The sequence below is a fragment of the Sphingomonas albertensis genome (assembly GCF_014358075.1).
Lineage (GTDB): Bacteria > Pseudomonadota > Alphaproteobacteria > Sphingomonadales > Sphingomonadaceae > Sphingomonas > Sphingomonas albertensis.
Window position 1 is genome coordinate 14,687 of the sequence record NZ_JACONT010000029.1, and the last position, 26,213, is coordinate 40,899.

The 26,213-nt window shown below is 66.7% G+C and carries 22 protein-coding genes; 5 read left to right on the forward strand and 17 right to left on the reverse strand.

What is annotated here, in order from left to right; translation table 11 throughout:
* Positions 1–11: 11 nt before the first annotated feature.
* A complete protein-coding gene (locus tag H8S47_RS13165) occupies positions 12–323 on the reverse strand; it encodes a hypothetical protein (RefSeq protein ID WP_187504305.1) in 312 nt (103 codons plus the stop codon).
* A 91-nt stretch (positions 324–414) separates the two neighbouring features.
* Between H8S47_RS13165 and H8S47_RS13170 the strand changes: the two genes are divergently transcribed.
* Positions 415–1,077, forward strand: coding sequence for a Fe2+-dependent dioxygenase (locus tag H8S47_RS13170; RefSeq protein ID WP_187504306.1), 663 nt, complete (start codon positions 415–417; stop codon positions 1,075–1,077).
* A 64-nt stretch (positions 1,078–1,141) separates the two neighbouring features.
* Here the strand turns inward: H8S47_RS13170 and H8S47_RS13175 are convergent, their stop codons facing one another.
* From H8S47_RS13175 to H8S47_RS13190, 4 genes are read right to left on the reverse strand one after another with little or no spacing between them, the layout of a single operon-like run.
* Complete coding sequence (locus H8S47_RS13175; protein WP_328805540.1) at positions 1,142–2,353, reverse strand: carbohydrate porin; 1,212 nt, start codon at positions 2,351–2,353, stop codon at positions 1,142–1,144.
* Entirely contained in the window at positions 2,350–3,666 is a 1,317-nt protein-coding gene (locus H8S47_RS13180) for an ABC transporter ATP-binding protein (protein WP_187504307.1), read from the reverse strand. Before H8S47_RS13180 ends, H8S47_RS13175 begins: the two co-directional genes overlap by 4 nt.
* 17 nt (positions 3,667–3,683) lie before the next feature.
* Positions 3,684–5,432, reverse strand: coding sequence for an ABC transporter permease (locus H8S47_RS13185; RefSeq protein ID WP_187504308.1), 1,749 nt, complete (start codon positions 5,430–5,432; stop codon positions 3,684–3,686).
* A 54-nt stretch (positions 5,433–5,486) separates the two neighbouring features.
* Complete coding sequence (locus tag H8S47_RS13190) at positions 5,487–5,627, reverse strand: hypothetical protein (protein ID WP_187504309.1); 141 nt, start codon at positions 5,625–5,627, stop codon at positions 5,487–5,489.
* Positions 5,628–5,916: 289 nt separating this feature from the next.
* Here H8S47_RS13190 and H8S47_RS13195 point away from each other — a divergent pair, with 289 nt between their 5' ends.
* Positions 5,917–6,195: a metal/formaldehyde-sensitive transcriptional repressor gene (locus H8S47_RS13195; protein ID WP_132734421.1), complete on the forward strand. Its 279-nt coding sequence runs from the start codon at positions 5,917–5,919 to the stop codon at positions 6,193–6,195.
* A 7-nt stretch (positions 6,196–6,202) separates the two neighbouring features.
* On the opposite strand, the gene lysA is transcribed toward H8S47_RS13195, so the two are convergent.
* The 6 genes from lysA to H8S47_RS13225 form a co-directional block, all read right to left on the reverse strand.
* The gene (gene lysA / locus H8S47_RS13200; RefSeq protein ID WP_187504310.1) at positions 6,203–7,435 is read right to left on the reverse strand and encodes a diaminopimelate decarboxylase; all 1,233 of its coding nucleotides are present in this window, start codon (positions 7,433–7,435) and stop codon (positions 6,203–6,205) included.
* Between the two features lie 17 nt (positions 7,436–7,452).
* Positions 7,453–7,719: a hypothetical protein gene (locus tag H8S47_RS13205; RefSeq protein WP_187504311.1), complete on the reverse strand. Its 267-nt coding sequence runs from the start codon at positions 7,717–7,719 to the stop codon at positions 7,453–7,455.
* Positions 7,716–8,156, reverse strand: coding sequence for a methyltransferase domain-containing protein (locus H8S47_RS13210; protein WP_187504312.1), 441 nt, complete (start codon positions 8,154–8,156; stop codon positions 7,716–7,718). Before H8S47_RS13210 ends, H8S47_RS13205 begins: the two co-directional genes overlap by 4 nt.
* 88 nt (positions 8,157–8,244) lie before the next feature.
* Positions 8,245–8,508, reverse strand: coding sequence for a hypothetical protein (locus H8S47_RS13215; RefSeq protein WP_187504313.1), 264 nt, complete (start codon positions 8,506–8,508; stop codon positions 8,245–8,247).
* Positions 8,509–8,673: 165 nt separating this feature from the next.
* Positions 8,674–10,773: a phosphocholine-specific phospholipase C gene (locus tag H8S47_RS13220; protein ID WP_187504314.1), complete on the reverse strand. Its 2,100-nt coding sequence runs from the start codon at positions 10,771–10,773 to the stop codon at positions 8,674–8,676.
* 88 nt (positions 10,774–10,861) lie between these two features.
* Positions 10,862–13,288: a TonB-dependent receptor domain-containing protein gene (locus tag H8S47_RS13225; RefSeq protein ID WP_214655074.1), complete on the reverse strand. Its 2,427-nt coding sequence runs from the start codon at positions 13,286–13,288 to the stop codon at positions 10,862–10,864.
* A 124-nt stretch (positions 13,289–13,412) separates the two neighbouring features.
* On the opposite strand from H8S47_RS13225, the gene H8S47_RS13230 reads away from it, so the two are divergent.
* The gene (locus tag H8S47_RS13230; RefSeq protein WP_328805541.1) at positions 13,413–14,171 is read left to right on the forward strand and encodes a DeoR/GlpR family DNA-binding transcription regulator; all 759 of its coding nucleotides are present in this window, start codon (positions 13,413–13,415) and stop codon (positions 14,169–14,171) included.
* Between the two features lie 6 nt (positions 14,172–14,177).
* On the opposite strand, the gene H8S47_RS13235 is transcribed toward H8S47_RS13230, so the two are convergent.
* Positions 14,178–15,461, reverse strand: a complete 1,284-nt coding sequence (locus tag H8S47_RS13235) for a DUF5690 family protein (protein WP_214655075.1) — start codon at positions 15,459–15,461, stop codon at positions 14,178–14,180.
* Positions 15,462–15,719: 258 nt separating this feature from the next.
* Between H8S47_RS13235 and H8S47_RS13240 the strand changes: the two genes are divergently transcribed.
* The gene (locus H8S47_RS13240; protein ID WP_187504316.1) at positions 15,720–17,867 is read left to right on the forward strand and encodes a TonB-dependent siderophore receptor; all 2,148 of its coding nucleotides are present in this window, start codon (positions 15,720–15,722) and stop codon (positions 17,865–17,867) included.
* Positions 17,868–18,087: 220 nt separating this feature from the next.
* Positions 18,088–19,260 (forward strand): cellulase family glycosylhydrolase, encoded by a 1,173-nt coding sequence (locus H8S47_RS13245; RefSeq protein ID WP_187504317.1) that lies wholly within the window; start codon positions 18,088–18,090, stop codon positions 19,258–19,260.
* A gap of 45 nt (positions 19,261–19,305) precedes the next feature.
* Here the strand turns inward: H8S47_RS13245 and H8S47_RS13250 are convergent, their stop codons facing one another.
* The 5 genes from H8S47_RS13250 to H8S47_RS13270 are packed head-to-tail and all read right to left on the reverse strand — an operon-like array spanning position 19,306 to position 26,206.
* Positions 19,306–21,591 carry a GH92 family glycosyl hydrolase gene (locus H8S47_RS13250; RefSeq protein ID WP_187504318.1) on the reverse strand — a complete coding sequence of 762 codons (2,286 nt, stop codon included), beginning with the start codon at positions 21,589–21,591 and terminating at the stop codon, positions 19,306–19,308.
* Positions 21,588–22,745, reverse strand: coding sequence for a Gfo/Idh/MocA family protein (locus H8S47_RS13255; protein WP_187504319.1), 1,158 nt, complete (start codon positions 22,743–22,745; stop codon positions 21,588–21,590). Before H8S47_RS13255 ends, H8S47_RS13250 begins: the two co-directional genes overlap by 4 nt.
* Before the next feature lie 14 nt (positions 22,746–22,759).
* Positions 22,760–24,031, reverse strand: coding sequence for a Gfo/Idh/MocA family protein (locus H8S47_RS13260; protein WP_187504320.1), 1,272 nt, complete (start codon positions 24,029–24,031; stop codon positions 22,760–22,762).
* Positions 24,028–24,882 carry an FAD:protein FMN transferase gene (locus H8S47_RS13265; protein WP_187504321.1) on the reverse strand — a complete coding sequence of 285 codons (855 nt, stop codon included), beginning with the start codon at positions 24,880–24,882 and terminating at the stop codon, positions 24,028–24,030. Before H8S47_RS13265 ends, H8S47_RS13260 begins: the two co-directional genes overlap by 4 nt.
* A gap of 1 nt (position 24,883) precedes the next feature.
* Positions 24,884–26,206, reverse strand: a complete 1,323-nt coding sequence (locus H8S47_RS13270; RefSeq protein ID WP_187504322.1) for a Gfo/Idh/MocA family protein — start codon at positions 26,204–26,206, stop codon at positions 24,884–24,886.
* Between the last annotated feature and the right edge of the window lie 7 nt (positions 26,207–26,213).

Genomic DNA, 26,213 nt, shown 5'->3' on the forward strand with positions numbered 1-26,213 from the left:
CTATCCCTGGATCAGCGCTCGGCTTCGCCGCCTTCGCCCCGCTCGTTTTCACCACCCTCATATTCGCCTTCGCCACGCTGGCCTGAATGCTGCTGCGCGGCGCGGGCGCGACGGGGGCTGCGGACGACATGCCGAGACTTGGCCGAGCGGACGACCTGACGCCCCTCGCCTTCACCTTCTCCCTCGCCGCGCTCGTTCTCGCCGCCTTCGCCGACCTGATCGACCGACGACGCCAGCGGCTTGGCGGCTGCTTCGGTCAGGATCGCCTGGCCCGATTGCGCGACCACGAAGGCACCGACGCCCATCCACAATTTCGTACGCATGATATTTCCTTACTCGCCAAGCCGTTGGCCGCATGAGGGCTTACTGATAGTGCTCGCGACCCGACGCCATGCCGATGCCACGAGTTTCCCCATGCTGATCATGATTGCCAACGTTCTGGATGCTGACAATCTCCAGTGGCTGCGAGATAATCTCGGCAAGACCCGCTTCGTCGACGGGCGCCAGACCGCCGGTCGCGAGGCGCGGCCGGTCAAGCGCAACGAGCAGGTCGACCGCAGCGACCCGCTGCTCGCCGACATGCAGGACCTCGTGATCGACCGGCTGCTGGCGAACCCGCTGTTCCGGATGGCGACGCGGCCACACGTGGTGCGCCCTCCATTGTTCAGCCGCTATGAGCCCGGCATGGCCTATGGCAACCATGTCGACGACGCGATCATGGGCGGGATGCGGACCGATGTGTCGGTCACGATCTTCCTGTCCGATCCCGACGCCTACGAGGGCGGCGAACTGGTGATCGACTCCGCGGCGGGCGAACAGGACGTAAAGCTCGCGGCGGGCGATGCCGTGGTCTACCCGACGACCGCGCTGCACCGCGTGGCGCCGGTCGTTTCCGGCGAACGGCTGGCCGCCGTCACCTGGGTCCGCAGCCTGATCCGCGATGCCGACGCCCGCGAGCTGCTGTTCGATCTCGAAACCGCCCGGCACGCGCTGTTCGAGCAGCTGGGCAAGACACCCGAGCTGGACCTGCTGGCGAAGACGCAGTCCAATCTGCTCAGGCGCTGGGCAGAAGATTAAGACGGAGCCAGGGTGCGATCTTGACGCCATAGTGGCGAAACATCCGAAGCCACGGGTCGCGAGCTCAACGGCCGATCTTGACGCGAAGCCCTACCACGACGGCATCCTCGAGCTGCGTGTCGCCTCCGGGGTTCACGACATATTGCAGATCCGGCTGGACGCTCAGCCACGGCGCCAGCACCGCGTTATAGACCGCCTCCACGACCAGTTCATGCGCGTCACGCACGCCGCCGTCCCCGGATTGATCGCGTCGATAGCGATCGCCGAACCCGGCGGAGGCGAAGGACACGCCGACCTGGTCGTCAGGACGGTCCGGTGCGATGCCGGTATGGACCAGCCCCCCACCAAGATAACGGCCGATGCGATTGAACCGAGTGTCGGCGACGCCGAAGCGCAGCCATCCCGCCAAGCCGTGTGCATCGTCGGCGCGAGAGCCGACCAGCCGCTGCTCGGCGAACACGTACGCGCCTTTGTTCCCGCGTCGAGGCGCGGCGGGATCGGACGACCGGACATCGTCGAACCGGGCGGTGTATCCCCAGACCCCGATCGCCGCCTTCGTCCCGCGATTGAGATAATCGACTTCGCCGACGACAAGCGCACCGTCCCGCGAAGACAGCGCGATCGCGGTACGCCGGGGATGCGACGGATCGCCGGGGACGCCGTCGAGCACCGCGACGCGCCCCAGCCAATGCTCGGCGAGCTTCATTTCGCCCCGTACCGCGAACGACGTCACCGGGAAGATCGACGGACCGCGTCGCCCCGACTGCGAAAAATCCGGACCGATCCCGTGCGACGAGATCAGGAACAGCCCGCCACTCTGCGTCGTGTCGAATTCGGAGTTCAGGTTGTACAGGCCGAGCTTGATCGAGGCGTTGCGGCCGACGTCCTGCTCGACCCACGCCTCGAACAGCCGCGCCGCCCGCACATTGGTCTCGATGTTCGAAATCCCCTGCGCGTCGCCGACCAGATCGCCCGACAGCGACGCACCATTGTCGTAGATGCCGTACAGGAACAGCCGCGCGCCGTGCCATCCGACCAGCCGGTCCGCGTCGATCGCCACCTGGAGATCGAGATTGTCGAGGTACCGCGTGCCGCGCGCGATCCCGCCCGAGACGTTGCTGCGAATATCGGCGACATACACCGCCGACAGCGTGACCGGCTTATCGGAGCGTTCGTTGGCCGAGCGCGGATAGCCGGTCGGCCGCTCGTCCTGCGCATAGGCCGGCGCTGCGAGTCCGACTATCAGCAGCAGTCGCGCGGCAATCCGCCGGATCACACGACATCGTCCAGGCTGAACCGATCCGCATCTTCGTCATACGCGAACACCTCGGCATAGCGGCCCCAATGCGTCACCGTCCGCAACGTCTCGTCGGCATAATCCTCCGACATATGATCCTCCAGCTCGTCGCGGAACCGGCGCGCGGGGGCAACATGTCCGCTCCGCTCGTCGAGGATGCGGCGGATGTGCTGCGCGAGCGGGACGTGTGCGAGCAACGCCTGCGCGAACAGCGCTTTCCGCGCGTCGACATCGGCCTGCGCATAGCGTCGCGCGGCCGGCGTCAGGAGAATATCCGCCCCCTGCAACTCGGCGAACCGCAGCAACTGGAGCGTCTCCGCCATCGGAAACAGATCGTCGACCTCCAGCTGGAGCTGATCGGCGAGATCGGCCATCGCCGCGCGGCCGTCGAAGGGGCTGGCGTCGACTTCCTCGATTAGCCCGGCCAGCGCGTTGGTCGAGACGCGCGGCAATACCATCTGGATGCCGGTGCCGGGGAACAGCCCGTCGCGGACCGGCTCGGCCGGCGCGCGCGCGGTCATCTGCGCATAGATGTCGTCGACCAGCTTGCGGAAGGCGGGATCGAGCCGGTCGCGCGGTTGCGGCAGGTCGACCCTGATCTCGGCGGCGACGCGACCGGGGTTGGACGAGAAGACGAGGATGCGGTCGCACATCAGCACCGCCTCCTCGATATTGTGCGTGACGATCAGGATCGACTTGATCGGCATCCGCCCCTCCGCCCACAGATCGAGCAGGTCGGTGCGCAAGGTCTCGGCGGTCAGCACGTCGAGCGCGGAGAAGGGCTCGTCCATCAGCAACAGCGACGGATTGACGACGATCGCGCGCGCCAGCCCGACGCGCTGCCGCATCCCGCCCGACAATTCCTTAGGATAGGCGTTCTCGAACCCGTCGAGACCGATCAGGTCGATCGCCGCGAGCGCGCGCGTGCGGCGCTCGTCCGCCGGAACGCGCTGCGCCTCCAGGCCAAGCTCGACATTCTGAAGCACGGTCAGCCACGGGAACAGCGCAAAGGTCTGGAAGACCATGCTGATCGTATGTGCGGGACCGTCGGGAACGTCGGCGAACCGTACGCTCCCTTCGTCGGGCCGGATCAGCCCCGCGATCGAACGCAGCAAGGTCGACTTGCCCGAGCCCGAGCGACCGAGCAGCCCGACGACCTCGTCCTCGTGCAGCGTCAGGCTGACGTCTTCGAGCACCGGCGCGCCGCCATCGCCGCGGCCATAGCGATGACTGACGTGCTCGACCCGAACGAGCGGGCGGCTGGCCGGAGCGCGGAGGAATGCTGTTGCCATGTCTTGTCCTTTCGACATCAGGCGAGCCGGAGACGGCGTTCGGCAAAGGCGTACATCGGACGCCAGACGAGCCGGTTGAAGGCGATCACGAACATCGACATCACCGCGATGCCGAGCGCGACGCGGGGATAGTCGCCGGCCTCGGTCGCCTTGGCGATGAACGTGCCGAGCCCGTGCGCCTCGACCTTCTGCGTCCCCCACGAGACCGCTTCGGCGACGATGCTGGCGTTCCACGATCCGCCCGATGCGGTCAGCGCGCCGGTGACGTAATAGGGAAACACGCCGGGCAGCGCGACCTGTCGCCACCATTGCCAGCCGCGAACGCCGAACATCCCCGCCGCCTCGCGCAGGTCGGTCGGGATCGCGCTGGCACCGGCGATGACGTTGAACAGGATGTACCACTGCGTCCCCAGGATCATCAGCGGCGACAGCCAGATGTCAGGCGACAACCGCCAGTGGACGATTCCGATCACCGCGAACGGGAACAGGACGTTGGCAGGGAACGCCGCGAGGAACTGCGCGACGGGTTGCAGGCGCTCCGCCCATTTGGGGTTGAGGCCGATCCAGACGCCGATCGGCACCCAGACGAGGCTGGCGAGTGCGATCAGCACGACGACCCGTAGCATCGTGATACAGGCCAGCCCGAACACCGCGACCGCATCGCTGAGCCGCAGCGTCGCGAAGACATAGCGTCCCGCGAGCCAGAGCGCGGCGACCACCGATACCAGGACCAACGCCTGCCACAGCCGTTCCAGCACGATGCTCGGTTCGTGGACGCGGCGCTCACGCGGGCGCGCCCTGCCCCGGTCGAGCGTCAGCAGGAGCCGGCCGAGCGCGGTGACCGGCGCGAACAGCACGGGCAACAGGCGCGTGCGGCGGAACAGGTCGTAGGCCCAGGACTGTGGCCGCTCTGTGCTGGCGGTCTGTTCGAACCGGAAGCGGTCCGCCCAGGCGACCACCGGCCGGAAGACCAGCTGGTCGTACAGCAGGATGACGATCCCCATCGCGACCACCGCCAGACCGATCGCGCTGAAATCCTTGCGGGCGATCGCGAGCGCCAGCCATGAGCCGACCCCGGGCAGGGTCACGGTCGTGTTGCCGACCGTGATCGCTTCGGACGCAACCACGAAGAACCAGCCGCCCGACATCGACATCATCGCGTTCCAGACCAGCGACGGAGTCGCGAACGGCAGATCGAGCCGGAGGAAGCGGCGCACCGGCGACAAGGCGAAACCGCGGGTCACCTCGTCCAGGTCGGACGGCACCGAGCGCAGCGACTGATAGAAGCTGAACGCCATGTTCCACGCCTGGCTGGTGAAGATCGCGAACACCGCCGCCAGCTCCACGCCCAGGATCTGGCCGGGGAACAGCCCCATGAAGGCAGTGACGGTAAAGGTCAGGAAGCCGAGGATCGGCACCGATTGCAGGATGTCGAGCATCGGCACGATGATCTGCCCCGCGCGGCGGCTGCGCGCGGCCAGCGTCGCGACGACCAGCGTGAAGACCAGGCTCGCCGCGAGTGCTGCGAACATCCGGATCACCGTGCGCAACGCATAATAGGGCAGATAGCGCGGATCGAGCGTGACCGGCTCGACCCGCAGGCGCGACAGCGGCTCGGCCACGCCTTCGGCGCCGCGGACCAGTAGCGCGGCGACACCGATCAGCAGCACCAAGGCGATGAGGTCGGCGCGGTTGGGCTGCGTCAGGCGGAGGATGCGCGAGAACGAGCGGACTCGGCCGGCAGTCGCTACCGTATCAGTCGCCATGCCATTCCTCCCCGCCGACGGGACGCGCTAGCGTCGCCGCGTGACAGGCGCGCGTCATGCCGAGCGCTCGGCCACGGCACGGGATCCGCGCGCCGCCCATCCTCGCAGGATGCGGCCACGGTGAAGCGGCGCGGCGGCCAGCGCGGCGTGGATAGCGCGATCATGCTGGATCGTGCGGAAAACTACATTGGTCATCAGGCGTCTCTTCCGGGCTCGTGGGGCGAGTCCGGGACAGACGCTCAGCCGGATCGCACTCGCGATTTGTGAACGGCGTGCCCGAACCCGGGACGTCCAGCCGTGATCGTCAGCAGGGCAGAGCCTCTACTGTCGCCATCGCCGGACAAGGGGGTAGATCGGGGTTTCATGTGCGTCCTGTTCGTTACCGGTGCCGCGATTGCGCCACCTGCCGGGCGCCCTTGGCGTCGCGACGAGCGCCCGCTATACCCTAGGGGGGTATAGATCAAGAGGGTAGTGCGCGTCGGCCATGAGTCATGTCGAAAAAGAGAAGAAGAAGCTGCTCAACCGGCTCAAGCGGCTGAAAGGCCAGATCGAGGCACTCGAGCGCGCGATCGAGGAAGACCGCGAATGCGCGCGGGTGCTGCAACAGGCGACCTCGTGTCGCGGCGCGCTCGACGGGTTCATCGCCGAGGTGATCGAGGATCATATCCGCGAGCACATGATCGATCCCGCGACCGCGCGGGACGATCCGCGTACGGTCGCAGCCGAGGAGCTGGTCGAGATCGTCCACGCGTACCTCACCTGACCCTTGCCTACGCCGCGAACTCCTCAGGCAGATAGCGATCGGCGACGATCTCGAACCGGTCGCCATCGACCAGAACCTGCGGGCTGAGCGCGCGGCAATTATAGGTCGACGCCATCGCCGCGCCATACGCACCGGTGGCGTGCAGCACCGCGAGGTCGCCGCGGCGGACACGGTCGATGTCGCGCGCGACTGCGAACACGTCGCCGCTCTCGCAGACCGGGCCGGCGATGGTGGCGACCATCCGCTCGCCGTCCGGCGAAACGGCTTCGAACCGGTGAAAGGCATCGTACAGCGCCGGCCGCGCGAGGTCGTTCATCGCCGCATCGACGATCACGAACGGATGGTCGGCGCCCGGCTTCACCCAGATCACCCGCGTCAGCAGCACGCCGGCGAGCCCTGCGACCACCCGCCCCGGCTCGAACGTGAGTTCGACGTCCCAGTCGCGCGTGACCCGCGCGACCATCGCGGCATAGGCGTCGAGCGTCGGAACGACGTCGTCGGCGCGGTAGGGGATGCCGAGACCGCCGCCGAGATCGACGCGGCCGACGACATGGCCCCGCCCGCGCAAGTCCGCCACTAAGCGGCCGATCCGATCATAGGCCTCCTCCAGCGGCGCGAGATCGCGCAGCTGGCTGCCGATGTGCACCGCGACCCCGACCAGGTCGAGACCCTCAAGGCGCGACAGTCGATCGTACATCGCGGGCACGTCGGCGATCGGCACCCCGAACTTGTTGCCGCGCCGCCCTGTCGAGATCTTGGCATGCGTGCCGCCATCGACATCGGGATTGACGCGCAGCACCGCCGTCGCCCGCCTGCCCTGCGCCTGGGCCAGCGCGGCGAGCACCTGTCCCTCCTCCTCCAGTTCGAGGTTGAACTGACCGACGCCGGCGGCGAGCGCGTCGGCGAGTTCGCGATCGGTCTTGCCGACGCCCGAAAAGACGATGTCCGATGCCGCGATCCCCGCGTCGAGCGCGCGCCGCATCTCACCCCCGGAGACGATGTCGGCGCCGAAGCCGGACCCGGCCAGCAAATGCAGCACCGCGCCATTCGGGTTCGCCTTGACGGCAAACGCGACGCGGACGCGTGGCAGGATCGACAGCGCCAATTTGAATCGCTGCGCCGCATCGCGCAGCGCGGCGGCGGAATAGACGTGGACGGGTGTCCCCACCGCTTCGGCGATGGCGGGCAGCGGCACGGCTTCGGCGCACAGGACGCCGTCCCGCGGACTGAAATAGGTCATGAGTGTTCGGTGTCCGGTTATCGGGAATGCGGCGGGTCGGCCCGCCGGCGGGTACGACGGAGTCGCACGGCGTGGATCGCTTGCGCGGTATGCCCGTGACCATGACGTTCGGCGCGCAGCACCACCGCCACGCGCTTGCCGTTGATCATCAGCGTCAGGCCGAGCAGCGCGATCGGAAACACGAGCATCGCCTGCGCCGACCCGTTCATCGCCGCGGCCACACCGCAGGCTCCGACGGCCAGCACCAGGCCGATCCCGCGCCAGAGCATATCGCGCCGGGTCATGCCGCAATTCCTCGAACATGGCATGCCGCATCGTCGGCGACCACGATCCGCCCGGCGTTTAGGACGGCACACGCTGCCTCCGGACGACGGTCGCGCGCGCGGTCGTGGCAGATCACGATATCGGCCGGCAGGTCCTGCTCGTCGCGCAAGGCCGCGACCATGTCCGCCACCGCGAAGTCGACGCCGATCGCCAAGTCGATGACGCGGTGCGCCGCTGCCCGCGCCCGCCCGATCAACAGCGGCGATCGGTCGATGCCGCGCCCCTCGATCGCGGTAAAACCGAGCCGCCTCGCCTCCGCCAAGGCCTGCAACAACAGCGTCCCGGCACCACATTCGGCATCGACGATGCGCACCGCGTGCCGGCCATTCGTCCGCAGCGCCGCCAAGGCAGCCTCGATCCGGGGCCAGCGCGGGTCATGGGCGGCGGCCTTCGACACGTGCCGGAACGGGCACGTTGACGTGGCTCCGCCGACCGCCGTGCGCAACCGGACGGGAAGAGCATGTACGTTCATTTCCATCCCTCCGTCAGGCCGCCCGCGGCAGCGCACGCTCGTCGCGACCCACCGGAGCAAAGGACACGAGCGGCGTGAGCGGCACATTGGCGATCTCGACGCTCGCATGGTAGATGTCCCGCTCGGCCTGCGCATAGCGCATCGCGGCACCGTACGAGATGAAGCGGCCTTCGAGGTTACGCCTGCTGTCCTGGACCAGCCAATGGCCTGCGCGATCCTGGCCGACATAGATGACGAGCCCGGTAGGATCGGGCTCCGATATGGGTTCAGACGACATTTCGCCTACGTGCCTTTCGTATCGCGAGCGTCCTGCCCGCCCCCGATAATTACGGGGTGGGGCATAGCGCTTCGAGATCGATCCCGGCCGATCGCATAGTGCGCGCATAGTGTTGCGCTCGGTTCGCCGCGTTCCAGCCCCTCAGGTGCTACGGAATGACGAGAGTCAGATCGGCTGAAACGTCCCGAACGGGTCGCTGCACGTCAATCGGCCGGGGGCGTCGATACGCCCTGATACCCGCCGCAGATAGTTCGGGACTTTCGCTGCAACGACCGTGATGTCGTACCACCCATGGCTCTTGCCCAGCGGCCAGCTACGCTGTGCTTCAGTCAGCGGCGTCACCAAGGTCGTCGCGCCAATGCGTTCGGTCCGCGCGATCAGCTCGTGCGTGCGGTGCCCAGCGGGAAGGAGCAATGCCATCTCGGTCGTGGTCGCGCGCCAGACTAGCCCGGACAATAGCGCCGGGTCGTCCCTGTGCCCCATGAAATGTCGGTGAAACCCGTTCGGACCGAGCACCCAGAGATCGTAGCGGCCTTCGTGATCGAACGGCCAGCGCCCATCCAATGCGCGTCCGGGCTCGACCGTGAAGCGGCGCGGCGTCTGGGTCAGATTGGTCCGATCATAGACGTGGAACACGGCGGCCTGCGTGCCGTCTGCCGCGAAGCGAAGCGTGATCGCGCCATCGGCGATCGTCTCGCCGACGGTCAACGCATACGGTAGCGGACGGGATCGGCGGATCCCGGGTTCCTGCCATGGAGGTGATGAACCAGCCGGCGCCTGCGGGCTTACCTGCTTGGGGATCGCGGCAGCCCGCACGGCGTCGATACGCGGATCGGGCATGGCGGCGAACGGCGCAGGGTCGGCGGCGGTGAAGTCGAACGCGGAGGTTAGGTCGCCGCAGACCGCGCGGCGCCAGGGCGCGATGTTGGGTTCGTGGAAGTCGAAGCGGCGTTCGAGGAAGCGGATCACCGAGGTGTGATCGAATACCTGCGAATTGACCCACCCGCCGCGGCTCCACGGCGACACGACGTACATCGGCACGCGCGGGCCCAGCCCGTACGCCCGCCCGCGATACGCCGGGAGATCGAGCGCCGCGTCGCCCTTGCTCGGGTGAACGTGATAGCTGCCGGCGAGATCGGCGGTCGAGCCGCCGAGGACCGTGCCGTCTGCCGCGTGCGACGGCGGCGCCGGTGGCGGGACGTGATCGAAGAAACCGTCATTCTCGTCGAACATGACCAGGAACGCGGTCCGCGCCCAGACCTTCGGGTCCGCGGTCAGCGCATCGAGCACCTCGGCGGTATAGGCGGCCCCTTGCGCCGGGCTCGACGGGCCGGGATGCTCGGAGCCTTTCGCGGTGGCGATGACGTAGGACACCTGCGGCAATCGCCCGGCAAGCACGTCGGCGCGCAATACGTCGAGTCCCCGGGTCGTCAACGCGCGCCCGCGCAACGCCGGGTCCCCGCCACCCCGGTGCGCATCGCGGAACGCGGCGAAGCCGACCAGCGGGTTGTCGGTGAAATTATCCGCCATGTCCTGGTAGATGCGCCAGTCGACGCCCTTGGCCTGCAATCGCTCGACCACCGTCGTCCAGCGGTACGGTTCGGGGTTGCCGCCATCCTCGACGAAGCTGTCGTGCGAATTGCCGATCGCGGGACCGCCCAGCGTGCCGCCGGGATCGTTGGTCCCGCTCCACAGGAACAGCCGGTTGGTGTTGGTGCCGGTCTGGACCGAGCAATGATACGCGTCGCACACCGTGAACGCCTCGGCGAGCGCGAACTGGAACGGAATGTCCTCGCGCCGGTAATAGCCCATCGCGCGCTGGCTCTTCGCCTCGGGCCAGTGCGCCATCCGCCCTTCGTCCCAGCCGCGCTGCGCATCGGGCCAGCTATGCGGCGTGCCTTCCATCCGCATCAGGTCGAAATTCGTGCGCGTCGCAAGATGGAACGGCGACACGGTGCGCGCGCCACCCAGGGCCGTCCGGTCGCGCTGATACCAGACCGGTGCAGGCTTCGTCGCATCGGACTCCGCGGGAACGGGTATCGGCAAGCGGTCGGCAAACCCGCGAACGCCGCGCAGCGACCCGAAATAATGATCGAAGCCGCGATTTTCCTGCATCAGGATGACGACGTGCTCGACATCCATGATCGAGCCCGTCTTCACGTCGGGCGCGATCGCCGCCGCCCGCGCGATCGCCGCGGGAAACGCGGACAGCGCCGCCCCGGCAAGGCCGGCACCGAGCAGCGTACGGCGAGAGAGTTCGGTCATCGGGCAACCCACAGGTGAAGAACATGGTCCGCAAACGCACGCGGACCATGCCTATTTCGGATCAGAAGTCGAGCGCCCCCTCTCCGCATCAGAAGTCGAGCGACAGCGACGCGGTCACGGTCCGCGGCGTGCCGAGGAACGCCGAGCCGCCATCGGCGCTCGACAGATAGCGTTCGTCGGTCAGATTGGTCGCCTGCACCGTGAACGACACACCCTTGAGCTGCTCGCTCACCGCTTCAAGATCGGCGCCGACATAGCCGCTCACCAGCGTGAAGCTGCCGGCCTGCGCCTTGCCCTGCGTATCGATGTTGCGGTCGCCGACGAACTTGGTGGCGATGCCGGCCTTAAAGAACGACTTCTTATAGTCCGCCGACACCACCCACATCGTACGCGGCGAGTTGATAACCTGCTGGCCGGGCGTCACGCCGACATCGGCATCCTGTGCGGCGTCGCCGGTGCCGATATAAGTCGCGTGGTTGTAGGTGAAGCTACCCGACAGAGTGAGCGGCGGCAGCACGCGGTAGGCGAGCGCCGCCTCGATACCGCGGCTCTTCACCCCGCCGACGTTCAGATAGACGCTGTCCTGCTGTTCGAGATAGTCGATCCCGGTGACGAGGTTCGACGAGATCGAGACGATCTGGTTCTTGAACTTGATGTCGTAGCCGGTCAGCGAGGCCTGGATTCGCCCGGTATTGTAGCGTGCGCCGATCTCGATGTTGTTCGCGGTTTCCGGCCGCAGGTTGCGGATCGCCTCGGGCGGCTGGCCGAGCGGGCCGTTGCCGATCGCCGCGAAATTCTGCGAATAGCCGGCGAACAGCTCCATCCCCTGGAGCGGCGTGACGTAGGTCAGGCCGGCGTTGATCAGCGGATCGGAATGCGACTGGATCGACGTCGCGCTCAGATTGCCGAGCAGTTCGGTACGGCTCTGGTCGAGGAAGAACTGCTTGACGCCGAGGCGTGCGGTGAGCGGGCCATAGGTCACCGCGTCCTCGGCATAATACATTACTTCGTCGAGCCCGTAGTCGGTGCTGAACTGCACGTAATAGGGCGTACCGTCGAACGCCGGTCCGACCCGCGCGTTGGTCACCTTGTGCCAGTCGCGAAGCTGGTTGGCGCGGCTGTGCTCGAACCAGAATCCGGCGCGGAACTGGTTCTGCACAACGCCGAAATCATGCTGCCAGTCGACGTCGCTGGTAAAGCCCATGCGGTCGTTCTTGTAGTGGGTGTGACGGTACGACATGACCGGCGTCGCGTTGGCCGCGTAGCAGGCGGGCGAGTATTCCGCGGGTACGCCGCTGGTGCCGACGCAGCCCGCGGTCATCGCCGCAGCCGCCCCGGTCGGCGTGACGAAGTAGATCTTGCCGAGCGCGTCGCTGCCGCGCACCGTCGGGCCGCCGACATATTCGCTTTCCGGATTGCCGGTGCCGTCATCGCGGACATCGACCAGATAGGGCGGCGCGAAATCGCCGCGGCCGCGCATCCGGTGGTAATAGCCCGCCACCTGCAACTTCACTTCGCCGATTTCGGTACGCGCCTTCAGATACCCGAACAGGTTCTTCCGCAGCGCGCGCGACGTCGAGCGATAGGCCTGGTCGACATACGGCAAACCAGTCCAATTGTCGGTATAGGCATCGTGGTTCGGGTCGTTCGCGAACTGCGCGGGGGATACCGATCCGAACTCGGACTCGTCCGCATCGTCGTACGACACGAAGCCGGTCAGATCGACCGTACCGACACGACTGAGCACCTTGGCGTCCAAATGGTCACGGCTGGTCTTGCCCGATCCGCCGATCCAGTCGCGGACGCGCGAGGTCGACGCGCTGACATAGGCGGTCGTATTCGGTGCGATCGTGCCGGTATCGCCGCGCACGTAGAATTTGCGCGCGCCGAAGTCACCGCCCGCCGCGGTGAAGCGCAACCGGCTGTCCGCGGTCGGATCGGAGGTCACGTAATCCAGCGTCGCGCCGAGCGCCTCGTTCGAGCGCGACGAGATGTCGGCGGTCCCTTGCGACACGTTGACGGTCTTCAGGTCGAGAACGTCGATATACCGGTTGGCGCGCGATCCGCCGCCATAGCCCGAGCCGCCGTTCGGCAGGCCGTCGATCGTCGAGCCGATCTGCTGGCCGCCGCCACCGCCGCTGTTGAAGCCGCGGATGCTGATCGAGGTCGCCCAGTCGGACGACCCGAACGCATCGCCCTCGCCGACGAACACGCCTGGCAGTTCGCTGATGACGTCGTTGACGCTGGACAGCGCGGACTGGCGCTCGATCATCGGCGCGGTCACCCGCGTGTTCGCAAAGGCCGTGGATTGCCCCGTCACGACGATCTCGTCACTGCGCGGCGGCTCCGCCTCGCCCGTCGGCGCCGCGGTCGGCACGTTGGCCGGCGCCGAGGCCGGCGTTTCCATCGTCTGCGCATGCGCGTTCGTCGATGCCACGATCGCGAGGATCGCAGCCCCCATCATCCACTTGGTCATGTCGTCTTCCCCTGCCGCGGTCCGAAATTCGCCGGGCATCCCGTGCCGATGCCCTTGCAAGCGCGGTGTGACATGGCTGTGACATTATGTGGATATGATTGGCATTTTGTGGCTTGTGCCGGATGGGAGATGCAGAGAAACAGGCGCGACAGGAGAAGCTTTAGTGACGCAGTCGGATCGTATCGCCAGTCTGGTCGCGTTGCTCGAAGCGCGAGGATCGTGTTCGATCACGATGCTCGCCGATCACTTCGCGGTGTCGGACGAGACGATCCGGCGCGACGTGCGCCAACTCGAGGCGAGCGGTCGCGCGTACAAAGTGCATGGCGGGGTCAAGCTTCCCGACAATCGCCTGGAGGCGCCGTACCGGCTGCGAATGCAGGCCCAGGCGGATGCAAAGCAGGCGATCGCGCGCCGTGCCGCAACGCTGATCGAGGACGGGATGACCGTGCTGATCGATTCGGGCACCACCTCGTGCTGGGTCGCACGCGCGCTCGCCGATCGGCGACGACTGACGATCGTCACGAACAACCTGGAGGTGGCAGGCGACATGCTCGGTCGCGACGGGATCCGCGTCTTCCTGGCCGGCGGGGCGGTCAACGTCGATTACCGGGCGACGTTCGACGCGGAGGCGATCCGGTATTCGCGCGGCTTCTCGCCCGACGCGACGATCCTGTCGATGGGCGCGATCGAGGCCAAGCGCGGCTTCATGGATTTCGAACCCGACGAAGCTGCGTATAAACGCGCGCTGCTCGATGGCGCGCGCCGGGTGATCGTCGTCGCCGACGCGGCGAAGTTCGACCGCGCCGGCACCGTCCATGTCGCCGACTTCGCGCAGGTCCATGACCTCGTCACCGACCTGCCCGCGCCACCGGTGATCGCCGATGCCGCCACCCGCGCCGGCGTCCGGCTCCACACCGTCTGAGCGCCCTCACCGCGTCGGCGGATGTCGGACGAACCAGAACGCCGAGACGGAGGTCAGCACCAGCAACGCGGCGCCGGTCAGCACGCCTGCATCTAGGAACAACCCGAGCCAGTCCCGCCCGGGCGCGGTCGTGCTCCGCATGAGCAACAGAGCGATGCTGCCCGAATAGCCGAACGCATCCGCTAAATAGATCAGGAATCCCGCGGTGCCAGGCGACGGACTCGCGGCCATGATGCGGTCGAACAGGATCGCGCTGAACGGGGCATAAGCGAGGTAGATACCGATGCCGGTCAGGATCATGCCGGTCACCGGCCCTATCGTCCCTGCGCGCAACGCCAGCATCGATCCGCCAAGGATCACGGCGCCCGCCATGATGACGCCGTGGATCGTGACCACCGCATACCGGTTGTCGCGCACCAGCCCAAGCATCGCCAGGCCGAGCAGCACGATCACCGCCACGGGTACCTCCGTCGCGACGTACAGCGCAGGCGTCGCCGGGTGATCGAGCGCGATCCACAGTTCGGGCGCGAAATTGTCGCGCAGGTCGCGAAGTGCCGCCAACATCGTGTAACCCGCGACCAGCGCGGTCACCGGCACCCAGTGCCGCTTCAGATAGGCGCGCCGTGCCATCGCATCCATCGGACCGCGAACGCCTCTCGCCTTCGAGTCCGCGACGTCCGGCGGTGGAGATCGGGCAAGCGCCGCCATGCCGGCGAGCAGCAGCGGCGTGAAGATCAGCCCGGTCAGTGCCGGCATCCAGAACGCGCCGACGCCGTGCACCAGCAACAGGCTCCCGACCGATCGCGTCGCGCCCGACGACAGGATGAAGCTTGCGGTCAGGATCGACGCCAGCACCTCCGAGTTGCGCCGCCCCTCCAGATAGCTGAACACCAGCCCCCAGATCATCCCGAGCGGCAAGCCGTTGAGCAGCATCGCCAGCGGGCCAAACCGGGCAGGCAACAGCGCCAGCATCAACAACGCCGCCCACGCCGCGCCGATCAGCAACAGGATCAGGCGCGTGCGATGCTCCGGCCGGTGGACCGACACGACATGCACCCCGATCATCTTCGACAGCGCATAGCCGACCGCCTGCGACAGGATCAGCGCCGTCTTGTAGTCGAGCCCGGCGAATACGGCGGGCACGCCGTCGAACCCCGCCGCGGCGATTGGCTTGCGAAACCCGTACATCGCAAAATACACGCAGAACGCAGCGATGCCCGGCATGATCGTCAATAGCTTGGCCGGGCGCTTGGCCGGGCAGAGTTTTGACGACGGGGACCACGAGTTCACCGCCAGTCGCTATGCCAGATACGTTTCACCGGCGTGACACGGCCCTGGTTCTATCGTGGGAGATCGCCGGCAACCGGTATGATCGCTTGGATGGCGCGAGCACGAAACGCGTCGAAAGCGGCCGCATGATCGACGTGCACCGCCATCAAGCAAACCGCGCAATCTTATTGATAACGACTTGCATTAGGTTTTTATACGTTCCAATAGGCCGCAAGCGCTACCTGGGGGAAACGAATGACTGCCTTGCTCGCCGTTCTGATGACCGCGGCCACTCTCGATGCCGAGCCCGTAAATAAGCCCGATGTCGGGACCGAGCCCCTACTCCAGGCGGGCCAATCGACTGAAGAGATCGTCGTCACCGGCGCACGGACCGAGGGCAGCAGCGATTACACGATCCCCGGGCAGACGACCGCGACGCGGCTCAACCTGACACTTCGGGAGACGCCACAGTCGGTCAGCGTCGTCACGCGCGCGCAGATCGAGGATTTCCAGCTCAACGACGTCAATACGCTGCTTGCCACGGTTCCCGGGGTGAACGTGCAGGCCGGCGAGACCGACCGCGTATATTTCTCCGCGCGCGGCTTCGACATCCAGACGTTCCAGGTCGACGGCATCGGCGTGCCGTTCGCGTTCGGCATCCAGACCGGCTCGATCGACACCGCCTTCTATGACCATATCGAAGTGGTCCGTGGCGCGCCCGGCCTGCTGTCCTCGACCGGCAACCCGTCGGCAGTGGTCAACTTCATTCGCAAGCGTCCGACCAAGGGCCTTCAGGTGCGCGCGAGCGGGCAATATGGCTCGTTCGATCAATATCGCGGCGAGGCCGATGTGAGCGTGCCGATCACCAAGGACGGCAGCATCCGCGCGCGCGCAGTTGGCGCGTATCAGGACGGCGACAGCTATCTCGACCGCTACGGCCTGCGCCGCTGGGTCGGCTACGGCATCGTCGAGGCGGATCTCGGCACCAACACGACCGTCAGCGCAGGTTACGGCCATCAGGATCACAAGAGCCGCGGCGCGATGTGGGGCGCGATCCCGATCACCTATAGCGACGGCACGCCGCTGGACTTCGCCCGTTCGTCGAACGTCGCGCCCGACTGGTCGAGCTGGAACGTCATCGATCGCCAGATCTTCGGCGACATCACGCACCGCTTCGGCAACGGCTGGGTCGCCCGCGCCAGCGCCATCCGTCGCGCAACCGACGAGAACAACACGCTGTTCTACGTCTATGGCAACCCGCTGCGGAACGACGCGGACGGCATCGGCATCGATCCAGCAACCGGGCTTCAGGTCGGCATCCAGAGCTACCCCGGCAAGTTCCGCGCGACCACCCGCAACCTGACGATGGAAGCCTATATCGCCGGCCCCGTGACGTTCCTCGGCCGCGAGCACGAGATCAACATCGGCGTGAACCGCAGCGCGCAGGAATATATCCAGCAGTCGAGCTACGACGACAGCACGATCGGCACGTACCTGCCTTACCCCGACCTGTTCGCGGGCAATTTCCCGCTGCCCAACTTCCCGACCGAATTCTCAAGCGATCCGATCTCGAGCCAGAACACGCACACCACGCGCGAGACCGCTTACGGCCTCATTCGCTTCAACCCCGGCGACGCGGTGAAGGTGATGTTCGGCGGCAACGTGACCCACGCCAAGAGCACGGGCTTCTCCTACGGCACGAACACCGATTTCGATGCCACCCGCTTCCTGCCGTTCGCAGGCGCGACGGTCGACATTACGCGCAACCTCAGCGTCTACGGCAGCTATGCGACGATCTTCAATCCGCAGAACCAGCTGCTCGACTTCAACCGGCGCATCATCGATCCGATCGAGGGCGAAAACCTCGAACTGGGGATCAAGGGCGACTGGTTCGCCGGCCGGCTGAACGCGACGGTCGCGCTGTTCAGGACGCGGCAGGACAACACTGCCGAGGCGGCGGGCATCGTCGTCGAGAACAACGTCACCCGCACCTATTATGTCGGGATCGACGCGCAGTCTGAAGGCGTCGAGATCGATGTCGGCGGTCAGATCGCACCGGGTCTGCAGATGACCGGCGGCTACACGGTGATGCGGATCGAGGATCCCGAGGGCAATCCGGTCCGCCGCTATGTCGCGCGCAACACCGGGCGGCTGAACCTCAGCTATACGCTGCCGATGTTGCCCGCACTCAAGCTGGGCGCCGCCGCGCAGTACCAGAGCCGCATCATCTCGCCGAGCGGGCTGGGCCGGCAGGGCAATTACGCGTTGCTCGACCTATTGGCGGCGTACAGCATCACCCCCAACATCTCGGCCGCGGTAAACCTGCGGAACGTCACCAACACCAAATACCTGACCGCAACCAACTTCGACGGCGGCTATTACGGCGCCCCACGCTCGGTGATGGGGACGATCAGCGTGCGATACTGACGGGCAGGTGCGCGGGTTGAGCGTGGCAACGGCGGCCAGTTCGCCGTCGCCGTGGTGCATGCCCTGCGCGACCGGACTGCCCCTGCTCCAAACTAGCCATTCCGATGACGGTGAAGCGCGTGTAGACCTAAGCGGTCAGGACCTGCAGTGTTCGACGTAAGCGGCCGACACGAGCGGCATCATACGACGCTGCCCGAGCAGCGCTGACACGGGAGAAGGCATGAAAAACTTACTGCTGGCCGCGCTCGCGGCGACGAGTGCACTCACCGCCGGCACCGCCGATGCCCGTCCGCGCTGGACCGAGGCGCAGGCCACCGCCTGGTACGCCAAGCAACCGTGGCTGGTGGGTGCGAACTACACCCCCGCTTCCGCGATCAACCAGCTCGAAATGTGGCAGGCGACGACGTGGGATCCCAAGCGGATCGACTACGAACTGGGGCTCGCCCAGGGTATCGGGATGAACACGATGCGCGTGTTCCTCCACGACCAGCTCTGGGTCCAGGATCCCGAAGGTTTCAAGCGCCGCGTCGACGAATTCCTGACGATGGCGCGCGCGCACGGCATCCGTCCGCTGTTCGTGCTGTTCGACAGCTGCTGGGATCCCGATCCAAAGCTCGGGCCACAGCATCCGCCGATCCCCGGCGTGCACAATTCGGGCTGGGTGCAGGGTCCGGGCCTGCCGGGGTTGCGCGACCGGAGCCGCTATCCCGCGTACAAGGCGTATGTGCAGGGGATCGTCGGCGCGTTCGCCAAGGACGACCGCATCCTGGGCTGGGACGTCTGGAACGAACCCGACAACGGCGCCGACCAATATAAGGGCCAGGAGGGCAAGGAACCGCTGGTCCGGGCGCTGCTGGCGCAGGCGTTCGACTGGGCACGCGACGCCGACCCGTCGCAGCCGCTGACCTCGGGCGTGTGGCAGCATGACGACTGGACCCCGACCGGTGGCAAGCTGTCGCCGATGGAGAAGCTGCAGCTCGGCCAGTCCGACGTCATCACGTTCCACGATTACAGCTGGCCCGAAACGTTCGAGGCGCGCGTACGTCAGCTCTTGCCGTACAACCGGCCGATCCTGTGCACCGAATATATGGCCCGCGGCAACGGATCGACGTTCGACGGCTCGCTGCCGATCGCCAAGCGCTACAATGTCGCCATGATGAACTGGGGGTTCGTCGACGGGAAAACGCAGACCCGCCTGCCTTGGGACAGCTGGAAAAAGCCGTATGTGATGGAGGAACCGACGATCTGGTTCCACGAGGTCTTCCGCGCCGATGGCACGCCGTATCGCAAGGCGGAGACCGATCTGATCCGCCGGCTCAGCGCTGCACCCAAGACTGTGGTCCCCGGTGAACCGACCACCGTGCCGCAGTCCGGCACACGTCGTCGCCGCTGACGGGGCCGGGGCCGGGGCCGGGGCCGGGCACACGATCCCGGCGTATTACGGCAGGACCGAAGCGGAGCGTCCCCATTGGTTTGGTGTGCGACCCAGCTCGAGTTCCAGCATGCCGCCCTGGGTGATCGCGGCCTGTGTCAGGAACGGTGCGTCGAGCCGCTGTCCGTTCAGCCTCGCCGCGCGGATGTAACGCGTACCCGCCCCCTGCCCGCGCGCGACGATGGTGAAGGTCCGCCCGTTCTCGAGCGTGATCCGGGTGCGCGGCTGGTGCGGCGCGTGAAGATAATAGAGATCGCTGCCAAGCTTCGGGAACAGCCCGATGCGGTTGAAGACATAATGCGAACTCATCGCGCCACTGTCCTCGTCGCCGGGATAGGCGTTCGCGGTAAACCGCCTGAAGACCACATCGGCATAATAGCTCGCCAGGTCCGGCCGACCGACGTCGCTGAAGAGCCACGGCGTTGAGAAGGACGGCTCGTTGGTGAAATCGATCAGCTTGGCATCGAAGGCGTGCTGCAGTCGCCGGGTGAAGGCCGCTCGCCCTCCCATGATCGCGACCATCCCAGGCACGTCGTGGACCGGCGCGTAGGAATAAATCCACCCCGTGCCTTCGTAGAAGCCGAAATTGTCGTGCGTCTTTCCATCCCAGCCCAGCTTGGGATCGTTGGGTTGGAAACGCCCGTCGGCAAAACGAGGACCGACAAAGCCGGTATATCCGTCGCTCACGGCATTCGCGTCCCAGACGTCACGCCAGTTGCCCGCCCGCTTCGCCAACACCGCCGCCTCGTCCGGACGGCCCGTGCCCGCCGCCAGCCTTGCCGCGTAATAGTCGTTGAGCGCCATGCCCGTGGTGGCCGAACCCGAGCGCGACCGCTGCGGCGTTCCTTCGGGACTGCGATCGTCGACCGCGAAATAGCCGTCGATAAGATACCGTGGCCGGCGCCGTTCGAACGCGTTGAACAGGGCGACATCGGCGGCTTTCGTCCAGTCGACCCCAGCCACGCCGCGCAGGAAGCCTTCGCCGATCACGTTGTCGACCTCGTCGCCCGCCTGCCCGATATGAAAATTGCGGCCGGAAATGAACGCGGTATCGGCCGCGCCGTAGCGTTCCCATGTCCGGATGAACGATCCGATCACGCCCGCATAGGTCTTGGGCCGGACGATCGACATCAGGGGATAGAGCGTGTGGTACGTATCCCATAATGTGTAGTGATCGTCATAGAGCGGCGACGTCCGCTCGCTTTCCACCTGGTCCTGCGATCGATCGCGGGGCTGGATCGTACTGTGATACAACGACGTGTAGAACCGGCGGCGATCTGCCTTGCCGACGCCCTCGATCGTGATGCGTGCCAGGGCGTCGTTCCAGGCCTTGGCCGCCGCCATCCGGACACCGGCCAGATCCCAGCCGGGTATGTCCTGCTCGAGCAACTCCTCTGCACGCTGCGCGCTGGCGAAGGAGACCGCGATCTTCATCTCGATGGGTTTGCGATCGGTGCTGCCGAACGTCCACCAGGCGCGCAGCGGCTGGTCGGCGGGGGCGCTGCCGCTGGTCGCGCCCGCCTGCCGTACGTTCGATCGCTCGATGCCCCACGCGGTCGGCTTCGCATCGACCTTTGCGACGAACCAGATATCGACCTGCGCGGGCGACCAGTAGTTCTTGGTGCGGACCCGGCCGACGATCTTCCCTTTGTCGGGAAACAGCGTCACGTCGGACCCCGCGCTCCCCATTTGGCCCATGATCTTGCGGGTGACGTCGAACAGCAGGTGTGCATCGTCGGACCGGGAGCCGGAGCGGGGAAAAGTGAACCGGTACAGCGCGGCATGGTGTGCCGGGGCAATCTCCACGTCGGTGCCATAGCGCGTCAGGGTCACCGAATAGCCGTCGGCCGCCGCATGCTCGTTCCGCTTTGGCGAGAGATGATCGGCTTCCAGCGTCTGCAACGTGCCGGTCTGGGGCGAGACGAGAAACGTGCCGTAACTCGGCGTGCCGCCAGACCCTTGCGTATGGAGTTGCGCAAACCCGCTCAGCGGTGCGTCGCGGTCATAGCCCGCATTGCTCGTCGTCGACGTGATCGTGTTCGGGCTCGGGTGGATCGATCCGGCGGGCAGCGTCGGACCGGGGATCGTGTCGCCCTGGTCGTCGTCGCCCGTGCCGAGCAGTGGGTCGACATATTGGCTGAGCGATACGTGATCCTGACCGACCCCGACCCCGACCCCGGCCCGTCCCTGCGCCACCGACGCCAGCGAGGCCAGCGCGAGGCCGAAACCGATCGACGACAGCGACGCGGCGGACCGCCGCGCGCGTGCCGATCCGCCCCTCCACCGGTTCATCGTCTTGCGGGGGTCGCGCGTGCCTCGGCAGTCAGCACGAGTTCGGCCGCGAGCAGCGCACCCTCCTGATCCTGCGCGACCGACGTGTGTTCGACGAGATCCGTCACGAACTGCGGCCCGAACGGCAACGGCACCTTCGAACAGTCGAGATAGCGCGTCCCCTTCTTGTCGGCGATCAGCAGGTGGTTGCCGCCCGGCCGCCCGGCGATGTCCACATATTTGCGAAGCTCGATATAGCCCTCGGTGCCGAGGATGAAGAGTCGGCCGTCGCCCCAGGTCGGCAGGCCGTCGGGCGTGAACCAGTCGACGCGGACATAGCCCGAACCGCCGTCGCCGCTCAGCATCATGTCGCCGAAATCCTCGAACTTGGGATGCGCGGGATTGCCGAAGTTCCCCGTCTGCGATGCGAGCACCTGCGCGCGCTTGCTGCCCGTCAGGTAGACGAACTGGTCGGCCTGGTGACTGCCGACATCGGTCAGGATACCGCCGTTCTGCGCCGGGTCCCAGAACCAGTCGGGACGGCTCGCGGCGGACAGCCGGTGCGGTGCGAGGTTCACGGTCTGGATCACCCGCCCGATCGCGCCGTCATGGACAAGTTGCCCCGCCATCACCGCGGCAGGCACTTCGAGCCGTTCGGAATACATGATCCCGTATTTGCGCCCGGTCTCCTTGATCGCGCGGCGGACGTCGGCAAGCTGCTTCAGCGTCGTCACCGCCGCCTTGTCGCTGAGATAATCCTTGCCCGCACGCATGACCCGGATGCCCAGCGGCGCGCGCAGGCTGGGGATCGCCGCGCTGCACACCAGCTTGATCGTTCGGTCGTCGAGGATCTCCTGCTCGGATCGCGCGAGCTTCACGTCGCCGTAGCGCTTCCTGAACATCGCGATCTGTTTCGGATCGGTCGCGTAGAAGGTCGTGAGCACGCCGCCGCCGCGGATGATCGCATCGGTGATGCCATAGATGTGGTTGTGGTCCATCCCGATCACCGCGAACGGCAGGCGGTATTTCGCCTCCGGTGCCGGACGCGCGACCGCACCCTCGGTGGGCGCATCGCCGCGCGTGGCGGATTGCGCGAACGCGTCGGCGGCAAACCCGGCGGCAAGGCCAGCGGTCAGGCCAAGTCCGAGGACCCCGCGTCGGTTGGTATCGGTCACAGCTATTCCCCTTGTCAGATCGCAACCAGATTCGTCGGCCAGGTCATCGCTTCGCCGCGGTCCATCGCCTGTTCGCCGAGCAGCGAGGCGACGCTCGCCTGATAGGCTTGGCGCAGCAGGCCGGGCAGCGGCTTGCCCGCGCGCACCGCCGCGCCGAACCCCTCGAACTGCAGCATCGTCTCGTCATATTCGCCCCAGCCGAGCGACTCGCCCGGCGTCGTCACGGGCAATTCGGGGAACCAGGTGGCGCCGCCGATCGGCACGGTGCGCTTGTGACCTCGCGCGACATCCTTCTGCATCCGCTGCAGCGCCAGCACCTTGGCCGGCACCTCCTGATAGATGCGGCCGAGTTCGGGCTCGATCGTGCCCCTGCTGCCTTGGATCTGCTCCTCGCAGCCATAGCGCGCGTTGTTCAGCAGCGAGGTGTAGATGAACTTCCGCCCGCCCGAATATTCGTAGATCAGCGCGACATGGTCGTAGACCTCGCGGCCGTCCTTCCAGAAACAGATGCTGCCCGAGCCGATCACCCGCGTCGGCGGCGCGTCGAAGAACCAGTTGCCGACCTGAAGCTGGTGCGTCGCCAGTTCGGTCATCAACCCCGCCGAGCTGTCGCGGTACAGGCGCCAGTTGATCTGGCGATCGGTGGCGTCGGCAGGCACCGCGCGACGCCAGGCATTGTTGCGGTGCCAGCTCGCCCGGATCTGGGTCAGCGATCCGATCTCGCCGGCCTTGGCGCGCTTCAAGGCGTTGAGATAGGTCGGGTGGAACATCCGCTGGTGGCCGATCTGGAGCACCTTGTTCGCCGCCTGCGACCGGGTCACCATCGCGCCGCAATCCGCGATCGTGCGCGCCATCGCCTTTTCGCACCACACATGCAGCCCCGCATCGAACGCGTCGAAGCTGTGCCGCGCGTGCAGATGCAGCGGCGTCGCGATCACCACCGCATCGATCCCGCCCGCGTCGAGCATCGCGCGGTGATCGCTGAAGACGCGCGTCGTCGGGCCGACCCACTGGCGTGCCTTCGCCAGGTTCGGCGCATAGGTATCGCAGATCGAGACGACCGCGCAGTTGCGTGTCTTGTTGATGTTCTGGATCAGTGTCCGGCCACGGTCGCCGGTGCCGATCACGCCGAGCCGGACCGGGTTCGCCTTCACAGGATCGGCACCCGCCGCCGACGCCGCGGACACGGCCCAGGGCGCCGCGGCCGCCATTCCGGCACCAGCGGTCGCCATCATCACGCGATCGATGAACGATCGCCGCGTGAGGTCGAAATCCTTGTCGGTCATGCCGCGTGCATCCTCGCTACGTCGACGGTCGGCGCCGCCTCTTGGGAAAGATCATATAGAAAACGGCGGGTCGGCGCGCCCTCCACCAGCCGTCGCGCGCCAGCGTCATCCGCGACCAGCAGCGCCGTACTCAGCGCCTCCGCTCGGCCGCCGCTGCGATCGACCGCCACCGCACAGCGTGCCGCAGTGACGATCGCGCCATCGCTCGGCCGGATCATCGCCGCACGCTCGGGCGCGTGCGTCCCCGCGCCCACCGTCGTCGAGATCGACAGCGCCTCGTCGATGAGGTCGAGCTCGACCAGCACCGCGCCGTCGATCGACGGATGGGGTATCGCGAACGGCCAGCCCCCTCCGAGCGGATGCTCGCCGATCACCGCCAGCGAGCTCTCGCCGGCCGAAAGACACGCCGAGACGACGCCCGCATCGCGCAACGCCGCGCAGGCCCGGTCGAGCGCGAACCCCTTGCCGAAGCCGCCGAAATCCAGCGCGAGCGGTCGCGTCGCCGCGATCTGCGCCGTGCGCGCGTCGAACACGACATCGCCCCACCCCGCCCTGCCGAACCGCTGGTCGATCGCGGGATCGAACAGCCCGTCGGTCAGCGCATGCACGTCCTGGATCGCGATCAGCGCCTCGATCAGCACCGGATCGTCGATCGCGACGCCGCGCCCGGCGAGAAGCGCGTCGTTGACTTCGGTCGTCGGCGACGGTCGATGGATCGTCAACGCATCGTCGACCTCCTCGATCGCGCGCCGCGCCGCGATCACGGCATCCGCAAATTCGCCGCCGAACACGTGCAGCTCGACCCGCGTTCCCATCGCAACGAAGCGCTCGACCTGCGCGACGATGCTCACGTCAGGCCTTGACCTCCCAGCCCGGTTCGTACGCGACCGACCACAGCTTCATCGCCTCCGCGCTGCTCGGCTTGCCGGTCGTCGGATCGACGATCAGCACGCTGGTGGTGCGGTAGGCCATGTTGCCCAGATGGCAGAGCGTCGTGCTGATATGCCCCTCGGCGATTGGCGAATTGAGCGCGGAGGCGCGGCCGCGGATCACGTCGACGAAATTGCCGGCGTGATAGACGTCGAGGACACCCTCGCCGACCGTACCGGTGGTTTCCGACGTCGCCTTGGCCATCACCTGCCGGATCGACTTGCCCGCGAGGTCGTAGAGTTCGAAACCGTTGCGATCGACCACCGCGGATCCCTTGGTGCCGAGCAGCAGGACGCCGCGTCCGCGCCCATAGGTCAGCATTGCATTGCAGCTCTGGCCGTTCCAGCGGATCACCCGGTCGTTGTCGTAGTTCAGGTCCAGCGCGAGCGAATCGTACATTTCCCAGTCGTCGCCGGCATGGAAGCGCTTGGCGCCCTGCGCGGACACGGTCTTGGGATAGGTCAGCCCCATCAGCCAGCGTGCAACGTCGAGTTCGTGCATCGCGTTGTTGCAGAGTTCGCCGGTCCCGTATTGCCAGAACCAGTGCCAGTTGTAGGGGACCAGGTTCGACCGATACGGCGCGCGCGGCCGTGGCCCCTGCCACATGTCCCAGTTGAGATTGGCCGGCGGCGTCGTCACCTGCCCCTTGCCGATCGTCTTGCGATTGTTCGCGTACCAGGTCTGTGCCTCGTACACGTCCCCCAGCTCGCCGGCCTGGACGAGCGCGAGCAGCTGCCGCGTCTCGGGGCTCGATCGCTGCTGGTTGCCGACCTGCAGGATGCGCTTGGTGCTCTTCTGCGCGGCGATCATCGCCTCGCCTTCGGCAGGCGCGATGCCGATCGGCTTTTCGCAATACACGTGATGCCCGGATTTCATCCCGTCGACCGCGAGCTTGGCGTGCCAATGGTCCGGCGTCGCGATCGTGATGATGTCCAGCGCCTTGTTGTCGAACAGGCGGCGGTAATCGCCCTCGGTCTTGGGCGCCGGATTGCCGCGCGCCGCGAACTCACCCGCACGCTTGGCCAGCACCGCCGAATCGACGTCGCAGAAATGCGTGATCTCGACGTTCGGCACCTTGGTGAACGCGCCCATATGCGCCTGGCCGCGCCCGTTCACGCCGATCACCGCGACGCTGAGCCGGTCGTTCGCGCCCTTGATCCGCGCATAGCTGCGCGCACTCATCGCCATGCCGAGCCCAAGCCCCACCGTGGCACCCGCACCCTTGATCATCGTCCGACGGTCCATCGATCCA

Excerpts from the sequence above, each read along its gene's own strand:
- H8S47_RS13195 (WP_132734421.1), top strand. The coding sequence starts at position 5,917 with ATGAGTCATGTCGAAAAAGAGAAGAAGAAGCTGCTCAACCGGCTCAAG.
- lysA (WP_187504310.1), bottom strand. The coding sequence starts at position 7,435 with ATGACCTATTTCAGTCCGCGGGACGGCGTCCTGTGCGCCGAAGCCGTG.
- H8S47_RS13250 (WP_187504318.1), bottom strand. The coding sequence starts at position 21,591 with ATGAACCGGTGGAGGGGCGGATCGGCACGCGCGCGGCGGTCCGCCGCG.
- H8S47_RS13225 (WP_214655074.1), bottom strand. The coding sequence starts at position 13,288 with ATGCCCGGCGAATTTCGGACCGCGGCAGGGGAAGACGACATGACCAAG.
- H8S47_RS13190 (WP_187504309.1), bottom strand. The coding sequence starts at position 5,627 with ATGACCAATGTAGTTTTCCGCACGATCCAGCATGATCGCGCTATCCAC.
- H8S47_RS13180 (WP_187504307.1), bottom strand. The coding sequence starts at position 3,666 with ATGGCAACAGCATTCCTCCGCGCTCCGGCCAGCCGCCCGCTCGTTCGG.
- H8S47_RS13215 (WP_187504313.1), bottom strand. The coding sequence starts at position 8,508 with ATGTCGTCTGAACCCATATCGGAGCCCGATCCTACCGGGCTCGTCATC.
- H8S47_RS13205 (WP_187504311.1), bottom strand. The coding sequence starts at position 7,719 with ATGACCCGGCGCGATATGCTCTGGCGCGGGATCGGCCTGGTGCTGGCC.
- H8S47_RS13185 (WP_187504308.1), bottom strand. The coding sequence starts at position 5,432 with ATGGCGACTGATACGGTAGCGACTGCCGGCCGAGTCCGCTCGTTCTCG.
- H8S47_RS13240 (WP_187504316.1), top strand. The coding sequence starts at position 15,720 with ATGACCGCGGCCACTCTCGATGCCGAGCCCGTAAATAAGCCCGATGTC.
- H8S47_RS13260 (WP_187504320.1), bottom strand. The coding sequence starts at position 24,031 with ATGACCGACAAGGATTTCGACCTCACGCGGCGATCGTTCATCGATCGC.
- H8S47_RS13245 (WP_187504317.1), top strand. The coding sequence starts at position 18,088 with ATGAAAAACTTACTGCTGGCCGCGCTCGCGGCGACGAGTGCACTCACC.
- H8S47_RS13165 (WP_187504305.1), bottom strand. The coding sequence starts at position 323 with ATGCGTACGAAATTGTGGATGGGCGTCGGTGCCTTCGTGGTCGCGCAA.
- H8S47_RS13270 (WP_187504322.1), bottom strand. The coding sequence starts at position 26,206 with ATGGACCGTCGGACGATGATCAAGGGTGCGGGTGCCACGGTGGGGCTT.
- H8S47_RS13170 (WP_187504306.1), top strand. The coding sequence starts at position 415 with ATGCTGATCATGATTGCCAACGTTCTGGATGCTGACAATCTCCAGTGG.
- H8S47_RS13220 (WP_187504314.1), bottom strand. The coding sequence starts at position 10,773 with ATGACCGAACTCTCTCGCCGTACGCTGCTCGGTGCCGGCCTTGCCGGG.